General features: G+C 60.0%; 16 protein-coding genes. 5 read left to right on the top strand and 11 right to left on the bottom strand.

Annotation, left to right across the window (positions count from 1 at the left end; translation table 11 throughout):
* Window positions 1–20: 20 nt before the first annotated feature.
* Window positions 21–2,204, top strand: coding sequence for a YccS family putative transporter (gene yccS / locus AB4P96_RS04140; RefSeq protein WP_138451593.1), 2,184 nt, complete (start codon window positions 21–23; stop codon window positions 2,202–2,204).
* A 94-nt stretch (window positions 2,205–2,298) separates the two neighbouring features.
* Here yccS and AB4P96_RS04135 read toward each other — a convergent pair whose 3' ends face one another.
* Window positions 2,299–3,036, bottom strand: a complete 738-nt coding sequence (locus AB4P96_RS04135; RefSeq protein ID WP_186617030.1) for an ABC transporter substrate-binding protein — start codon at window positions 3,034–3,036, stop codon at window positions 2,299–2,301.
* A 198-nt stretch (window positions 3,037–3,234) separates the two neighbouring features.
* On the opposite strand from AB4P96_RS04135, the gene AB4P96_RS04130 reads away from it, so the two are divergent.
* Window positions 3,235–3,687 (top strand): GNAT family N-acetyltransferase, encoded by a 453-nt coding sequence (locus AB4P96_RS04130; RefSeq protein ID WP_017139387.1) that lies wholly within the window; start codon window positions 3,235–3,237, stop codon window positions 3,685–3,687.
* A gap of 103 nt (window positions 3,688–3,790) precedes the next feature.
* Here the strand turns inward: AB4P96_RS04130 and AB4P96_RS04125 are convergent, their stop codons facing one another.
* The 3 genes from AB4P96_RS04125 to AB4P96_RS04115 are packed head-to-tail and all read right to left on the bottom strand — an operon-like array spanning window position 3,791 to window position 6,754.
* Window positions 3,791–4,087, bottom strand: coding sequence for a helix-turn-helix domain-containing protein (locus tag AB4P96_RS04125; RefSeq protein ID WP_017139388.1), 297 nt, complete (start codon window positions 4,085–4,087; stop codon window positions 3,791–3,793).
* A gap of 18 nt (window positions 4,088–4,105) precedes the next feature.
* On the bottom strand, window positions 4,106–4,606 hold the full coding sequence (locus tag AB4P96_RS04120; protein ID WP_017139389.1) for a M48 family metallopeptidase: 501 nt from the start codon (window positions 4,604–4,606) through the stop codon (window positions 4,106–4,108).
* Between the two features lie 42 nt (window positions 4,607–4,648).
* Window positions 4,649–6,754: a putative bifunctional diguanylate cyclase/phosphodiesterase gene (locus tag AB4P96_RS04115; protein ID WP_395600528.1), complete on the bottom strand. Its 2,106-nt coding sequence runs from the start codon at window positions 6,752–6,754 to the stop codon at window positions 4,649–4,651.
* 310 nt (window positions 6,755–7,064) lie between these two features.
* On the opposite strand from AB4P96_RS04115, the gene AB4P96_RS04110 reads away from it, so the two are divergent.
* Window positions 7,065–7,730, top strand: coding sequence for a polysaccharide lyase family 7 protein (locus AB4P96_RS04110; protein ID WP_017139391.1), 666 nt, complete (start codon window positions 7,065–7,067; stop codon window positions 7,728–7,730).
* A gap of 43 nt (window positions 7,731–7,773) precedes the next feature.
* Here the strand turns inward: AB4P96_RS04110 and AB4P96_RS04105 are convergent, their stop codons facing one another.
* Window positions 7,774–8,175 (bottom strand): hypothetical protein, encoded by a 402-nt coding sequence (locus tag AB4P96_RS04105; RefSeq protein ID WP_177033860.1) that lies wholly within the window; start codon window positions 8,173–8,175, stop codon window positions 7,774–7,776.
* A gap of 652 nt (window positions 8,176–8,827) precedes the next feature.
* Between AB4P96_RS04105 and AB4P96_RS04100 the strand changes: the two genes are divergently transcribed.
* Window positions 8,828–9,115: a hypothetical protein gene (locus AB4P96_RS04100; RefSeq protein WP_017139393.1), complete on the top strand. Its 288-nt coding sequence runs from the start codon at window positions 8,828–8,830 to the stop codon at window positions 9,113–9,115.
* A gap of 60 nt (window positions 9,116–9,175) precedes the next feature.
* Here AB4P96_RS04100 and fba read toward each other — a convergent pair whose 3' ends face one another.
* The 6 genes from fba to tkt all read right to left on the bottom strand — a co-directional run bounded on the left by fba (window position 9,176) and on the right by tkt (window position 15,560).
* Window positions 9,176–10,240 (bottom strand): class II fructose-bisphosphate aldolase, encoded by a 1,065-nt coding sequence (fba, locus tag AB4P96_RS04095; protein WP_003177554.1) that lies wholly within the window; start codon window positions 10,238–10,240, stop codon window positions 9,176–9,178.
* Between the two features lie 292 nt (window positions 10,241–10,532).
* A complete protein-coding gene (locus AB4P96_RS04090) occupies window positions 10,533–10,868 on the bottom strand; it encodes an MliC family protein (protein WP_395600527.1) in 336 nt (111 codons plus the stop codon).
* A gap of 62 nt (window positions 10,869–10,930) precedes the next feature.
* Window positions 10,931–11,158, bottom strand: a complete 228-nt coding sequence (locus AB4P96_RS04085) for a hypothetical protein (protein ID WP_056857743.1) — start codon at window positions 11,156–11,158, stop codon at window positions 10,931–10,933.
* Window positions 11,159–11,187: 29 nt separating this feature from the next.
* Entirely contained in the window at window positions 11,188–12,351 is a 1,164-nt protein-coding gene (locus AB4P96_RS04080; RefSeq protein WP_099550363.1) for a phosphoglycerate kinase, read from the bottom strand.
* Between the two features lie 17 nt (window positions 12,352–12,368).
* The gene (epd, locus tag AB4P96_RS04075) at window positions 12,369–13,424 is read right to left on the bottom strand and encodes an erythrose-4-phosphate dehydrogenase (RefSeq protein WP_395600526.1); all 1,056 of its coding nucleotides are present in this window, start codon (window positions 13,422–13,424) and stop codon (window positions 12,369–12,371) included.
* Window positions 13,425–13,562: 138 nt separating this feature from the next.
* Window positions 13,563–15,560, bottom strand: coding sequence for a transketolase (gene tkt, locus AB4P96_RS04070; protein WP_138453924.1), 1,998 nt, complete (start codon window positions 15,558–15,560; stop codon window positions 13,563–13,565).
* Between the two features lie 259 nt (window positions 15,561–15,819).
* On the opposite strand from tkt, the gene AB4P96_RS04065 reads away from it, so the two are divergent.
* Window positions 15,820–16,815, top strand: coding sequence for a metalloregulator ArsR/SmtB family transcription factor (locus tag AB4P96_RS04065; protein WP_017139399.1), 996 nt, complete (start codon window positions 15,820–15,822; stop codon window positions 16,813–16,815).
* Window positions 16,816–16,818 lie beyond the last annotated feature (3 nt).

Raw genomic sequence — 16,818 nt, 5'->3', positions numbered from 1 at the left:
CCCGGAAGACTCCAGACTTCATGTCATCGACCTCGTTCAAGCAGTCCATGCGGCGCCTGTGGGCGCTGGATAAATTCAGTTACAGCGTTCGGGTATTCATCGCCCTCACCGGCAGCATGGCGCTGTGCTGGTATCAAAACGAAATGACCCTGCTGATCCCGCTATTCCTGGGGATTATCGCCAGCGCCCTGGCCGAGACCGATGACAGTTGGCAGGGCCGCCTGAATGCGCTGGCGGTAACGCTGGTGTGTTTCAGTGTTGCCGCGCTGTCGGTTGAACTGCTGTTCCCTTATCCGTGGATCTTCGCCATCGCCCTGGCCCTGGCCAGCTTCTGCCTGACCATGCTCGGCGCGTTGGGCGAACGGTATGGCGCGATTGCTTCAGCGACGTTGATTCTGTCGGTGTACACCATGATCGGCGTGGACCAGCGCGGTGGCGCCGTCACCGACTTCTGGCACGAGCCGTTGCTGCTGGTGGCCGGCGCCGCGTGGTATGGCGCGCTGTCGGTGCTGTGGCAGGCGCTGTTTTCCAACCAGCCGGTGCAGCAAAGCCTGGCGCGGTTGTTTCGGGAGCTGGGGCGTTACCTCAAGCTTAAATCGTCGCTGTTCGAGCCGATCCGCCAACTGGATGTGGAAGCGCGCCGCCTGGAACTGGCCCAGCAAAACGGCCGGGTGGTGGCGGCGCTGAATGCCGCGAAAGAAATCATCCTGCACCGCGTAGGCAATGGCCGCCCCGGCTCAAAAGTCAGCCGTTACCTGAAGCTGTACTTTCTGGCCCAGGATATCCACGAACGCGCCAGCTCGTCCCACTACCCTTACAACGCCCTGGCTGAAGCCTTCTTCCACAGCGACGTGCTGTTCCGCTGCCAGCGCCTGTTGCGCCAGCAAGGCAAGGCCTGCCAGGCCCTGGCCGAATCGATCCAGCTGCGCCAGCCGTTCATTTATGACGACAGCTTCGCTGAAGCCCTGGGCGACCTGAACGCCTCCCTGGAACACCTGCGCATCCAGAGCAACCCGGCCTGGCGTGGCCTGTTGCGCTCGTTGCGTGCGTTGGCCGCCAACCTGTCCACCCTCGACCGCCTGCTCGGCGATGCCAGCAACCCCGACTCCCTGGCCGACGCCACCGACAGCAGCCTGCTGGACCGTGCCCCGCGCAACCTCAAGGAAATGTGGACACGCCTGCGCACGCAACTGACGCCGACGTCACTGCTGTTCCGTCACGCCCTGCGCCTGCCGCTGGCACTGAGTATCGGCTATTGGATGGTGCACTTGATCCACCCGTCCCAAGGCTACTGGATCATCCTCACCACCCTGTTCGTGTGCCAACCCAACTACGGCGCCACGCGGCGCAAGCTGGGCCAGCGGATCATCGGCACCGCCATCGGCCTGACCGTGGCCTGGGCGCTGTTCGACCTGTTCCCAAACCCTTTGGTGCAGTCGATGTTCGCCATCGCCGCAGGCCTGGTGTTCTTTATCAACCGCACCACCCGCTACACGTTGGCCACCGCGGCGATCACCCTGATGGTGCTGTTCTGCTTCAACCAGGTGGGCGACGGTTACGGGCTGTTCCTGCCACGCCTGTTCGATACCTTGCTGGGCAGCTTGATTGCAGGCCTGGCGGTGTTCCTGTTCCTGCCGGACTGGCAAGGCCGGCGCCTGAACAAAGTGCTGGCCAACACCCTGACCTGCAACAGCATTTACCTGCGCCAGATCATGCAGCAATACGCCGCCGGCAAGCGCGACGACCTGGCCTACCGGCTGGCGCGGCGCAATGCGCACAACGCCGATGCGGCGCTGTCGACCACGCTGGCGAATATGCTCATGGAACCTGGGCATTTCCGTAAGGAAGCCGATGTGGGCTTCCGCTTTCTGGTGCTGTCGCACACCTTGCTCAGTTACCTTTCCGGGCTGGGTGCGCATCGGGAGACTCAATTACCGGCCGACGTGCGTGAACATCTGATCGACGGCGCCGGCAACAGCCTGGCGGCAAGTATCGACGAAATCGCCACGGGGCTGGCCAACAAGCAGCCCATCGCGATTCAGAGTGATGCCGAGGAAGCGTTGGCGGCGGACCTGGAGCAGATGCCCGATGAGATTGATGAAGGGCAGCGGTTGGTGCAGACGCAACTGGCGTTGATTTGCCGGCAGTTGGGGCCGTTGCGCACGTTGGCGGCGCATTTGATCAAAGATACCAGCGCAGCGTAAACCGCCATCGCAGGCAAGCCAACTCCCACCTTTGAAGGTGTTCGCCATTCAAAATGTGGGAGCTGGCTTGCCTGCGATAGGGCCAGCAGAAACACTACATCCCATGCTCCTTCATCAACTGCGCATAACTGCCATCTGCCTTCATCCGAGCAATCTCCCGATCAAAGCTGGCCACGATCTGTTCATGCTCCGGGTTCTTCAGGCTCACCAGAATATGCAGGCTGTTCTCGCTCAACGGCTTGGGTAAAAACTCCACCGCGTTGCGCACCCGTGGCGACTCCCGCGCCAGGTAATAGCGGGCCACAAACTCATCTTCCAGCGTCAGCTTGACGCGTTTGGCCGCGAGCATACGCACCGCCATGGCGAAGTTATGCACCGGCACTTTCTGCAACTGCGCATCCTGGTCGAACGCCGCCGAGTAGGCGTAGCCGCGCACCACGGCGATGGGATCGTCGTGCAGTTGCTCCAGGTTCTGATAATCGATGGGGTCGTCGCGGCGCTTGATAAACCGCACGCGATTCATCAGGTATTCGCCGGAAAACTGGCCCAGCTTGGTGCGGGCATCGTCGTACCAGGCGTTGATCAACACGTCATAACGGCCATCGCCCACGCCCATCAGCGCCCGCGCCCATGGCACTTGTTCGAAATCACTGGCATAGCCTGCTCGGGCCAGCGCCGTACTGACAATATCAGTGGCCAGGCCGCCGTTGATCAAGGTCGAATCGGTAAACGGTGGCCATACATCCGCTACCAGTCGCAGGCGCTGCGCCACCGCCGGCTGAGCCAGCAGCAACACTCCTATTAAAGCAACGGCACGAGAAAATCGCGGCATGCTCAAAGTCCTTGGCGGGCAGGCATTGGCCTGATAACAGTAGCTCATCAATGAGCCTGTATTGCAGATTACACAAAGAAGCCTGTGGCGATCGGACTGAATGATGGCAAATTGACGCTATTCACAAAAATGCTCAATTTAGACAGGACGGGCGGCGGCGCTTACTATCGGCCACAGACATTAATAAGGGAAAACGCCATGACGGTTGAATGGGTCTGCAAACATCACGAAGACCTCGGCAAAGAGCAGCTGTACACCATTATGCGTCTGCGCAATGAGGTGTTTGTCGTCGAGCAAAAATGCGTTTATCAAGACCTCGACGGGCAGGATCTTTCGGGCGATACCCACCACTTGATGGCCTGGCAAGATGACGTGCTGGTGGCCTACCTGCGCCTGCTGGACCCGGAATCCCAGGGCGGTGATGTGGTGATTGGCCGGGTGATCGTCGCGCCGGTGGCACGCGGTACCGGCCTGGGGCACCAGATGATGGAAGAAGCCCTCAAGCGCATTGAAGACATCTGGCCGCAGACGCCGATCTATCTGTCAGCCCAGGCGCATTTGCAGGGGTATTACGGCAAGTATGGGTTTGAAGTGGCGGGTGAGGAATACCTGGAGGATGACATTCCCCATATTGGTATGCGGCGCCAGTAAGGACGCCATCGCAGGCAAGCCAACTCCCACACGTTGAATTGCGAATACTTCAAGTGTGGGAGCTGGCTTGCCTGCGATGAGGCCAGAGCTGCAAGCACCCGGTTCAGGGATAACCCAGCACCTGCTTGACCGCCGCAAGGTTCGCCTCGATCCAGCGCCGATCAATCGCGCCCCAGCTACGAATCCGATAACGCCCGGCATGATTGCGCGCGCCATCCTCCTGCTCAAACTCACACACAATATCCAGATCAGCCAACGCCGCAATCGTGTCCTGCGCCGTGCGCCGTGGCATCCCGGTGGCGTCGGTGAGTGCCGGCACGCTGCTGGCCTGGCCGCTGTCGATCAGGTAGGCCACATACAGGCGGCGGTAGAAACTGCTTTTGGTCTTGCTCACATCCATGCTCGACGCCTTTTGAAGTTAGGGCTTGCCCTGCAAGTCGCGATACGTGAGGTACACCCGCAGGTCGAACTCCACCTGATGGTAGCCCGGCATCATGTACTCACAGAGTTTATAAAACGCCTTGTTGTGGTCCGATTCCTTGAAGTGCGCCAGCTCGTGCACCACGATCATGCGCAGAAACTCCGGTGCGGCTTCCTTGAACAGCGCCGCAATGCGGATTTCTTTCTTGGCTTTGAGGTTGCCGCCCTGCACCCGTGAAATCGTGGTGTGCAGGCCCAGGGCGCGGTGGGTGAGGTCCAGGCGGTTGTCGAACAGCACTTTGTCGATGGCCGGCGCGTTGCGCAGGTGTTCCTGCTTCAACGCCAGGGCATAGCTGTATAACGCCTTGTCGCTCTGCACGCCGTGGCGCTCGGGGTAGCGTTGCTCCAGGTAGGCGCCCAATTGGTCCTTGGCGATCAATTGGCGCACTTGCTCCTGGAGCGCTGCGGGGTAGGCCTGGAGGTATTTCAGCGCGGTCATGGGGTTCTGCAACAGGGTTTGAAGGCCGCCAGTGTAGCGAATTCACAGCAGACGAGGGTGGGACCAGGCAGCCACTTCCTCCGCCACCAACGGTTGGGCAGCCAACGGCCCCTGAATAAATGCGCAGCCATTGGCCTTGAGCCACGTTGACTGCTCGAGGGTTTCCACACCCTCGGCGATCACCAACACCTCAAAATGTGCGCATAACTGGATGATACTGCGCGCCATTGCCGCGTCCCTTACCGAGCCTGGCAGGCGCGCCACCAGTTGCGGGTCGAGCTTGAGCGTATCGAACTCCAGGTCCCGAAGGTGGGCCAGGGAGCATTGGCCCAGGCCGAAGTCATCCAAGGCAATGCGCACATCGATCTGGCGCAATAACTTGAGCTGCTTGTGGGTCTCTTCCAGGTTACTCATCAGGCTGTCTTCGCTGATTTCCACCTCCAGCTGGCGACCCTGTAAGCCATGCCGCTCGAGTACCTGCTGCAGTTGGCTGGCGAGGTTGGGCATATTGAACTGGCTGGCACTCAAGCTCACGCTCAGCACCAACTCTTGATCGAAGGTGGCTTGCCAGGCTTGGCGCTGGGCAGCGACTTGCTGGTAGATCCAGGCGCTCAACTGGCTGATCAGCCGCGCCTCTTCAAGCAGCGGCAAGAATAAGCCCGGCGGCACATCGCCGACGCTGGGGTGCTGCCAGCGCAGCAGCGCCTCGACACCGCGCAAGCGCCCGTCTTCCAACGAGACCTGGGGCTGGTAGACCAGGGTGAAGTCCTTGTTGTGAATCGCGGTGCGCACGCTGTCTTCCAGCATCAACCGCGAACGGGCGCGGCCGTTCATTTCCTGATCGTAATAGCGATATTGCTGACGGCCCGCGCGCTTGGCTTCGTACATGGCGATATCCGCCGCACGCAACAGGCCGCTCAGGTCGGAGCCGCAGTCCGGGAACGTCGCGATGCCGATGCTGACGCCGAGCATCACCTCCAAACCGTCCACTTGCTGGCACACAGACACTCTTTCGATCAGTTTTTCCGAAATCTTGGCGGCCTGCTCCGGGCACTCCAACTCCAGCAATGCGGTGAACTCATCCCCGCCCATACGCCCGAGAATGTCGCAGGAGCGCAAGCAGGCCTGCATCTGCTCCGAGACCCAGCGCAGCACGCGGTCACCCGCGTCGTGGCCCAACGAGTCATTGACCCGTTTGAAACCGTCCAGGTCCAGATACAGCAACACCAGCGACTGCTCGTTACGCTCACTGCGCAGCAAGATGTTCTCCACCGCCTGGTGAAAGCCGCGCCGGTTCAACAGCCCCGTCAACGGATCGGTCACGGCCTGGAACTCCAACTGCTGGTGCAGATGGCGTACCTCGGACATGTCCAGCACGGTCACCACCATGGCCTTCTGCTCGGCGGGCAGCGGTGCACAGGACAACGCCACGGGCACCTGCTGACCACGGCCGGTGCGCAAAATCGCGTCGTGCTGACGCCACGTTTCACCCCGGCGGTATGCCTCGTACATCGGGAAACTCAACCACGCGGGCACATGGGGCTTTTGCAGGAAACTCAAGAAGCTCTCGCCCTGCAACTCGGCCATGGTGGCGTTCAGCAAGCGTGAAATAGCCGGGTTGGCGTACTCGATCACACTGCCCTCGCCCACCACCAACAGGCCTTCGGCGGCGTTGTCGAGCACCGAGGCGTTGAAGGCACGCGCCAACTCCAGGTCGTGGCTCAGGCGCTGCAAGGCGCGGCGGTTGCGCTGCTGCTCCAGCAGGGCCTGGACCTTGGGCTTGAGCACCTGCGGGTCAAAGGGTTTGAACAGATAGTCGATCGCGCCGCTGGCATAGCCTTCCTGCACAGCGGCGGACGATTGGGCGTGGGCCGTGAGAAAGATAATCGGCGTCATGCGTGTGCGCTGGCTGCCACGCATCAGGCGTGCGACTTCAAAGCCATCCATGCCGGGCATGCGTACATCCAGCAAGACCAGGTCGACCTCGTGGGCAAGCAGCAACTCCAAGGCTTCCAGCCCGGAAGCGGCCGTGATCACGTGCCAGTCTTCACGCTGCAAAAGCGCACGCATGCTGATGAGGTTTTCCGGGTAGTCATCGACGACCAAAAGAACCGAACTGCCATCGCCGGGGTGTGGAGCGCAATCCATGCTACGTCTCTTCCTTGAGGGGCTGCACCGGTCACTTCTGCTACAAAAACCGGACAAACACTGAGGGCTCACTCTAGCCCCGCTTTAAAAAAAGCAGAAGTGACGTGGATGCCATCATTGCGCCAAAGCTCAGGAAGCCGACTAACGGTCAAGCCCTACAGCCCACGGCCTGTGGGAAACATGGCTTTTTGGCATTTAGCTGACGCCAATAATTTGCCACAAACTGTTTAACAACCGGACAACCACCGCCTATAAAGAACCTGTACAGCCCTCGGGCTAAAGCCTTCACCCTCTGTAAAAGGCCAACACCATGATCGACCTTTCCACCTGGAACCTCAGCATCCCGGTCGGCTCCCCGCCCACGACCATCGACACCCCCAAGCTGCTGAGCGGCTTCAAGGACCAGTACTTCCAGGCCGAAGGCAGCAACGTGCAATTCTGGACACCCGTGACCGGCACCCGCACCGAAAACGCCATCTACCCACGCAGCGAGTTACGCGAAACCTACGCCGATGGGCGCCTGCGCAACTGGACTTACAACGAAGCCAACAACTTCCTGCGCGCCACCGTGGCCGTCAACCAGGTGCCCTCCAGCGGCAAAGTGGTCATCGGCCAGATCCACGCGTATGACAGCCAGAAACCGCTGATCAAACTGGAGTATCAATTCAAGGAAAAAACCCAGACCGGCAACATCGTCGCCAAGGTGCGCATGCGCCCGGATGATGGTGAGGGGCGCGTGGTCACCGTCGCCTCCAATGTGCCACTCAACAAGAGCTTTACCTACGTGATCAACCTCAATAAAGCCGGGCTGCTCAATGTGTATGCCGCAGATGGCGAATGGAACGAGCGCATAGGCGCCGCGTGGGGTGCGAAACCGCTGTACTTCAAGGCAGGGGTGTATGTGCAGGACAACAGCGGCGACAGCAAGGAAGGCGCACGGGTGACGTTTGCCAAGTTGGATATTGATCACGAGTAGAGCGTGGAAGAAGCCCCGTTAGTAACGGGGCCTCTTAGTGGGTTTAATCAACGCACATCAGCATAAAGCCCATTGAAGAATCGCCGGCGGGTTTGTTATCGCCCACCATGAGTGTCAATACATTAATGTAATTGATCGCCGGCAGCCCACCCAACTTGGCGTGACCATAGAAGATACGTTCATTAGAGTACACATCCGTCACCGACACCGTACAGAAGCTCGGCACCTCTTTAAAAACACCGGGCACGAATCTAACTTTATACTCTGAAAAGTAGTCAGGTTGCGCAGTCAATTTTACTTCTTTAATCCACGTGGGCGATTGCGCATAGACCGTTCCCTTATCGTCAACAGACGCTGTATATACACTGCCTTTCCCATAGACCGACGCAGCAGAGCCCACTGCCATCAACGCTATGAAAATGCCAGCAACTTTAATAAAGTTCATTATCACTTCTCTCTCATCGAATACATTTCAAAGCCCAACCTTAAATGATTCGAAGGCGATAAAAGCGCACTTTCAATGGTGTACAAATAAAACAGAAAAACCATCAAGACACTGTGCGTTCTACTGACCGGCTTTAGGATGCTTCCGATCGTAAACAACTGTTGAGTCGCCACTATTCGTAGGCAAACTCCGACAATCACCAAGACTATTCCCTGATTACTCCGACCTCTTAAACACACCACCGAACCCTGTGGGAGCCGGGCTTGCCCGCGATGGCGGTGTATCAGCCACCATCAGCAGTGCCTGACACACCGCCATCGCGGGCAAGCCCGGCTCCCACATTGGATCTCCATCGGTTCGGGGATCGAGGTTGGTCCTACACGACCGTTGCGGGCGGACAGATCGCCGCTTATAGTTCGCCCCGTCGCTGAGAACAGCGATAGGGTTTCGCAGCCCTACCGAGTTAATACTGCACCCGTCACAAACGGCCCCGGCGCTCCGCCGACGGCCGTCCTTGTTATGGCGGCTGTGCGTGGGAGACCTTCGGGTCTGCCGGGTCTTAACTCCTCGGTCTGCGAACCCGCGTACAGCTGCCACCTAATTTGTTTCGCAGCAAACGGTGGTCATTCTTCTTTTGAGTTAAGGATTCACCATGACCGACCCATTACCGCCCCGCCGCTTCTACCCCTGCACCGAATCCGCCACCGATTCACCGGTGCTCTTGATCGACAGCGCCGCCCCACTGCCCGACCTCCACGCCTGCCTGCGCGAACGCCTCAACGCCGCCCTCGAACACCTCAACCTGATGGCCTGCTCCAGCCTCCCGGACTTCGCCGAGCGCGACCTGAATAACGTGGCCAATACCGCACGTATTCTGGTGCAGGACGTGAGCGACGTGTTCCGCGTCATTGAGCACCGAGGTTTCGATACCGCTGCCTGATCAAATCCCGGCCACAAAAAAGCCCGCATCGCTGCGGGCTTCTTTTTAAACGCTTAAGGCTCAGTTCACCTTGGCGTTCAACTCACCTTTCAGGTAACGCTGGTACATCGCTTCCAACGAGATCGGCTTGATCTTCGAAGCATTACCGGCAGTACCAAACGCTTCGTAGCGAGCGATACATACATCACGCATGGCCGTTACGGTAGCGCCGAAGAATTTACGTGGGTCAAATTCGCTCGGGTTGGTAGCCATCAGGCGACGCATTGCGCCGGTGGACGCCAGGCGCAGGTCGGTGTCGATGTTGACCTTGCGCACGCCGTACTTGATGCCTTCGACGATTTCTTCAACCGGCACGCCGTAGGTTTCTTTGATGTCGCCGCCGTACTGGTTGATGATCGCCAACCATTCTTGCGGGACCGAGGAAGAGCCGTGCATCACCAGGTGGGTGTTAGGGATGCGTTTGTGGATTTCCTTGATGCGGTCGATAGCCAGCACGTCACCAGTAGGTGGCTTGGTGAACTTGTAGGCGCCGTGGCTGGTGCCGATGGCGATGGCCAGGGCATCAACTTGGGTTTTCTTCACGAAGTCAGCGGCTTCTTCCGGGTCGGTCAGCATCTGGCTGTGATCCAGCACGCCTTCGGCGCCGATGCCGTCTTCTTCGCCGGCCATACCGGTTTCCAGGGAACCCAGGCAGCCCAGCTCGCCCTCAACCGACACCCCACAGGCGTGAGCCATGGCCACGGTTTGCTGGGTTACGCGCACGTTGTACTCGTAGTCGGTTGGGGTCTTGCCGTCTTCGCCCAGGGAGCCGTCCATCATTACCGAGCTGAAACCCAGTTGGATTGAGCGCTGGCACACGTCAGGGCTGGTGCCGTGGTCCTGGTGCATGCACACCGGGATGTGCGGGAATTCTTCGATAGCGGCGAGGATCAGGTGACGCAGGAACGGGGCGCCGGCGTATTTGCGCGCACCGGCCGAAGCCTGGACGATCACGGGGGAGTCGGTCTTGTCAGCGGCTTCCATGATGGCGCGCATCTGCTCAAGGTTGTTGACGTTAAAGGCTGGGACGCCGTAGCCGAACTCGGCTGCGTGGTCCAGCATTTGACGCATGCTGATAAGTGCCATTGTGTTGTCTCTCCCGGTCGAGGGTCGTTAATCGTGCAAGCCTGCCGTAGCGGCGGCTGCTATTCAAGTTATTGCAGATCAAGGGGTTAAGCTTGAGCTGCTGAATCGTTATTGCAGTGTCCGGTTTACACATAAGTGACTTTGGAACCGGATCAATGTGGGAGCTGGCTTGATGTGGCGAGGGAGCTTGCTCCCGCTGGGCTGCGCAGCGGCCCCAAGTTTTCAGGAGCGCTTCGCACTCCAGCGGGAGCAAGCTCCCTCGCCACACAATCTGCTCTCCCATTCGATCTTCTTACTGGGCCTTACAGCCGCGCCCAATCAAATCATCGGTGGCGACCCAGTAAACCAGGCCTTCCTCACCTTTTGTGTGAAACGCCAGCTGGCCGTCGCTGTACAGCACGCCCGAGGCGGCAACCTCTTGTTTAAGGCGATAAACCTGGTCCGAACCACCGAGGCGTACATCCACTTCGGAACGTGCCGCATTGGTAAAGTGCCAGTTGACCTCGGCCTTGCTGTCGCAGGTCCAGGTGGTCCATTTGTCTGCCAGCTCTGGCGCCTTGTTGAACATGTTCATGCTGCTGCAACCGGCCAACAAGGCCAGGGCTGCGAGGGCGAAAACGCCTTTCATTGCCACTCCTCGAACGACGACCCCAAGGGCCGCCACTGCTGTCGGTTAGTTGATCAGACCCGTCATGGGCAACCCTGTTCCTGACCGTTGGGCGCGGCGTCGTATTGTTCCAGCCGTTCATTGCCGATGCGTTTGTTGATCACCGGCATGGTTTCGGCCTGCCAGTCGGCCTGGTAGCAGCTTTTTTTCGGCGCAGCCCCAGGCGCTTGCGCCTCGGGCGCAGCGCTTGGCGTGCTGCCGCAGCCGGCCAACAGGCCCGCTGCGATCACCAGTGCCAACGACTTGATCATGGGAATGCTCCTTTTCCGGATCACGAGCCTTAACCTTTGGCTCGGGTTTCCAGCACTTCAACGGCCGGCAACACTTTGCCTTCGACGAACTCGAGGAATGCGCCGCCACCGGTAGAAATGTAGGAGATCTGGTCAGCAACGCCATATTTATCGATGGCTGCCAGGGTGTCACCACCACCGGCGATGGAGAATGCCGAGCTTTCGGCAATCGCCTTGGCCAGCACTTTGGTGCCGTTGCCGAACTGGTCGAACTCAAACACACCGACCGGGCCGTTCCACAGAATGGTCTGGGAGGCTTTCAGCAGTTGCGCAAAGTTAGCCGCCGTTTGTGGGCCGATATCCAGGATCATGTCGTCAGCCGCCACGTCAGCAATCAGCTTGACGGTGGCTTCGGCGCTTTCAGCGAATTCCTTGGCAACCACCACGTCCACCGGCAGCGGCACGCTGACTTTGGCGGCGATGGCGCGGGCAGTGTCGAGCAGGTCTGGCTCGTACAGCGACTTGCCCACCGGATGCCCGGCTGCGGCCAGGAAGGTGTTGGCGATGCCGCCGCCGACGATCAGCTGGTTGCAGATCTGGCTGAGGCTGTTGAGCACGTCCAGCTTGGTCGACACTTTGGAGCCGGCCACGATGGCAGCCATCGGTTGTGCCGGAGCACCCAGCGCCTTGCCCAATGCATCCAGCTCAGCAGCCAGCAATGGGCCAGCCGCGGCAACTTTAGCGAACTTGGCCACGCCGTGGGTCGAGCCTTCGGCGCGGTGCGCGGTGCCGAAAGCGTCCATCACAAACACGTCGCACAGGGCCGCGTATTGCTGGGCCAGTTCGTCGCTGTTCTTTTTCTCGCCTTTGTTAAAGCGCACGTTTTCGAACAGCACGATATCGCCAGGCGCAACAGAAACGCCGCCCAGGTAGTCGGCTACCAGCGGCACGTCGCGGCCCAGGGCCTTGCTCAGGTAGTCGGCTACAGGCTTGAGGCTGTTTTCGGCGCTGAACTCACCTTCGGTCGGGCGACCCAGGTGGGAGCAGACCATCACGGCCGCACCTTTTTCCAGGGCCAGCTTGATGGTCGGCAGCGAGGCCAGGATTCGCGCATCGCTGGTGACAACACCGTCCTTGACTGGGACGTTGAGGTCTTCGCGAATCAGTACGCGCTTACCTTGCAGATCGAGGTCGGTCATCTTCAACACGGTCATGGGTCGCAGTTCCTGAATTACTGTTGAGGTTGTTTAGTGGCGATGTGCAGATAGTGCCCTGCAACATCCAACATGCGGTTGGCAAAACCCCATTCGTTGTCGAACCACGCCAGGATGTTCACCAGCCTGGGGCCGGAAACACGGGTCTGGCTGGCATCGACAATCGCCGAATGCGGGTCATGGTTGAAATCACAACTGGCGTGCGGCAACTCGGTGTAGGCCAGCAGGCCTTTGAGCGGGCCGCTGGTGGCGGCGTCGCGCAAGATCCGGTTGACCTCCGTCGCGTCAGTGTCGCTGACGGTTTGCATGGTGATGTCCAGACAGGACACATTCACCGTCGGCACCCGTACGGCTTTGGCCTGGATTCGCCCGGCAAGTTCCGGCAACAGTCGCTCGATGCCACGGGCCAGGCCGGTAGACACCGGAATCACCGACTGGAACGCCGAGCGCGTGCGGCGCAGGTCTTCATGATGATAGGCGTCGATCACCGGCTGGTCGTTCATCGCCGAGTGAATCGTGGTGATCGACACATAATCGATGCCGATCGCCTGATCCAGCAGGCGCAACAGCGGCACGCTGCAGTTGGTGGTGCAGGAGGCGTTGGACACCAGCAGTTCATCGCCGGTCAGGCAATCCTGGTTGATACCGTAGACGATGGTGGCGTCCACATCCGCCTCGCTGGCCATCGGCTGGGAAAACAGCACACGCGGTGCGCCGGCGTCGAGAAAACGCTGACCGTCGGCACGGGTGTGGTAGACACCGGAACATTCCAGCACCAGGTCAACGCCCAGTGCTTTCCAGTCGATGCCTTCGGGGGTGGCACTGCGCAAGACCTTCACGCAGGTGCCATTAATATGCAGACAATCGCCCTCGACCCGCACTTCGCCGGGGAAGCGGCCGTGGGTGGAGTCAAAGCGTGTCAGGTATTCGATGCTGGCCATGTCAGCCAAATCGTTGATCGCCACAATTTCAAACCCGGCCGCCGCCCCTCGCTCGAACAGAGCACGCAAGACGCAACGACCAATGCGGCCGTAGCCGTTGAGTGCAACTTTGTAGGGACGCGGTTGAGGCATGGGGTTCTCGATCAAGGTGAGTTCGGTGCTGAATGTTCTGACGCCATCGCGGGCAAGCCCGCTCCCACATTAGACCGTGATCCAAATGTGGGAGCGGGCTTGCCCGCGATGGCGCCAGTACAGACAACGCAGACTGACTTAGTCTTCCAGCAGCTCTTCAGCCTGACCCAGGATGTTTTCCAGGGTGAAACCGAATTCTTCGAACAACGCTGGCGCCGGCGCCGACTCACCGTAGGTGGTCATGCCGATCACGCGGCCTTCCAGGCCCACGTACTTGTACCAGTAGTCGGCGTGAGCCGCTTCGATGGCGATACGTGCGCTGACCTGCAACGGCAATACCGATTGCTTGTAGTCGGCATCCTGGGCTTCGAACAGGCTGGTGCACGGCATGGACACAACGCGAACATTGCGGCCCTGGGCGGTCAGCTTGTCGTAGGCTTGAACAGTCAGGCCGACTTCGGAACCGGTGGAGATCAGGATCAACTCCGGCTCGCCGATGCAGTCTTTGAGCACATAACCGCCACGGCTAATGTTGGCGATCTGCGCGTCGGTACGCACTTGGTGTTGCAGGTTCTGACGCGAGAAGATCAGCGCCGAAGGGCCGTCCTTACGCTCGATCGCGTGCTTCCAGGCCACGGCCGATTCCACGGCGTCGGCTGGGCGCCAGCAATCCAGGTTCGGCGTGGTACGCAGGCTGGTCAGTTGCTCGACCGGCTGGTGCGTCGGGCCGTCTTCGCCCAGGCCGATGGAGTCGTGGGTGTACACATGGATCACCCGCTTCTTCATCAGCGCGGCCATACGTACCGCATTACGCGCGTATTCCATGAACATCAGGAAGGTCGCGCCGTAAGGCACCAGGCCGCCGTGCAGGGACACGCCGTTCATGATGGCGCTCATGCCGAACTCGCGCACGCCGTAGTACATGTAGTTGCCGCTGGCGTCTTCGGCCGAGACACCTTTGCAACCTTTCCACAGGGTCAGGTTGGAACCGGCCAGGTCAGCCGAACCGCCGAGGATCTCAGGCAGCAATGGGCCAAAGGCGTTCAGGGTGTTCTGGCTGGCTTTACGGCTGGCGATGGTCTCGCCCTTGGCCGCGACTTCGGCGATGTAGGCCGAGGCTTTTTCCGAGAAGTCGGCAGGCAGGTCACCGGCCAGGCGGCGCACCAGCTCGTTGGCCAATTCCGGGAATTCGGCGGAGTAGGCAGCAAAACGCTGGTCCCACTCGGCTTCGGCGGCCAGGCCTTTTTCCTTGGCGCTCCACTCGGCGTAGATGTCAGCCGGGATTTCGAACGGGCCATGGTTCCACTTCAGCGCTTCACGAGCCAAGGCGATTTCCGCGTCACCCAGTGGGGCGCCGTGGCAGTCTTCTTTACCTTGCTTGTTCGGCGAGCCGAAACCGATGATGGTCTTGCAGCAGATCAGGGTCGGCTGCTCGCTCTTGCGCGCGGTGTCGATGGCGGTCTTGATCTCTTCCGGATCGTGACCGTCAACGTTGCGGATCACCTGCCAGTTGTAGGCTTCGAAACGCTTTGGCGTGTCGTCGGTGAACCAGCCTTCGACTTCGCCGTCGATGGAGATGCCGTTGTCATCGTAGAAGGCAATCAGCTTGCCCAGGCCCAGGGTGCCGGCCAGGGAAGCGACTTCGTGGGAAATACCTTCCATCATGCAGCCATCACCCAGGAACACGTAGGTGTGGTGGTCGACAATGTTGTGGCCAGGGCGGTTGAACTGCGCGCCCAATACTTTTTCCGCCAGCGCAAAACCCACGGCGTTGGCCAGGCCCTGGCCCAGCGGGCCAGTGGTGGTCTCGACGCCTGGGGTGTAGCCGAATTCCGGGTGGCCCGGGGTGCGGCTGTGCAGCTGGCGGAAGCTCTTGAGGTCATCGATGGTGACGTCGTAGCCGGTCAGGTGCAGCAGCGAGTAGATCAGCATCGAGCCGTGGCCGTTGGACAGCACGAACCGGTCACGGTCAGCGAACGACGGGTTGCTCGGGTTGTGCTTCAGGTAGTCACGCCAAAGTACCTCGGCGATATCCGCCATGCCCATCGGGGCACCGGGATGGCCGCTGTTGGCTTTTTGCACGGCATCCATGCTGAGGGCACGAATGGCGTTGGCACGCTCACGACGGCTGGGCATCGCTGATCTCCTGGAGTTTGAGTAGAAGAAACGGAAAAAAGGACCGGCATTTTCCCTCAGCCACCGCCTGCGGGCAATGACAGATAGTCACTTGTAGGTGTTTTTCCTGCGGTTTACCCGGCATTGGCTTGCAGAAACAGCCCACCGGTTCGTCTAAAGGTTATAGCGGCTGCTTATAACTACCGATTATCGACCAATATCAAAACTTTTTGATATTGGCCTTGCGGGGATTTCCACCCGTCACTAGACTGCTGGCCTTATGAACCTACCCGTGCCCTCCCTGCGTCCCGACGACGGCGATGAGCTGGCTGCCTTATGCAAGGCCGCTGGTGATCCGTTGCGCCTGAACGTGTTGCGCGCACTGGCCAACGACTCTTTTGGGGTGCTGGAGCTGGCGCAGATCTTCGCCATCGGCCAATCCGGCATGAGCCACCACCTCAAGGTGCTGGCCCAGGCCGAGCTGGTGGCTACGCGCCGCGAAGGCAATGCGATTTTCTATCGCCGCGCCCTGCCCCACACCGAGCTGCTCGGCGGCAAGCTGCACGCTGCCCTGCTCGAAGAGGTAGACAGTTTGGGCCTGCCCAGCGACGTGCAGTCGCGCATCAGCCAGGTCCACGGGCAACGCGCCGCCGCCAGCCAGGACTTTTTCTCACGGGTAGCCGAGAAGTTTCGCGCCCAACAGGACTTGATCGCCGGTTTGCCCCAATACCGCGAAAGCGTACTGGCGCTGTTGGACAAGCTGAGCTTCAGTGATGAGGCGACGGCGTTGGAAGTTGGCCCCGGCGACGGTGGCTTCCTGCCGGAACTGGCACGTCGCTTCAAGCAGGTGACCGCGCTCGACAACAGCCCGGCGATGCTTGAACTGGCGCGCCAGCTGTGCGAGCGCGAAGCGCTGGGCAACGTCAGCCTGCAGTTGGCCGACGCGTTGAATGACACCAGCCTGCTGGCCGATTGCGTGGTGCTGAACATGGTCTTGCACCATTTTGCGGCCCCCGCCGAAGCCCTCAAGCAGATGGCGAATTTGCTGCAACCGGGCGGCAGCCTGCTGGTCACAGATTTATGCAGCCACAACCAGAATTGGGCCAAGGAGGCCTGCGGTGATCTCTGGTTGGGTTTTGAACAGGACGATCTGGCCCGTTGGGCCACCGCTGCGGGACTCGTTCCCGGGGAAAGCCTCTATGTAGGTTTACGTAATGGTTTCCAGATCCAGGTCCGCCACTTTCAGCGACCGACTGGCGACACTCACCATCGGTAAATA

Source organism: Pseudomonas sp. B19125 (assembly GCF_044218855.1).
GTDB lineage: Bacteria > Pseudomonadota > Gammaproteobacteria > Pseudomonadales > Pseudomonadaceae > Aquipseudomonas > Aquipseudomonas edaphica.
The sequence above is the reverse complement of the archived record's forward strand: the minus strand, read 5'-3'. Positions and strand labels throughout refer to the sequence as shown.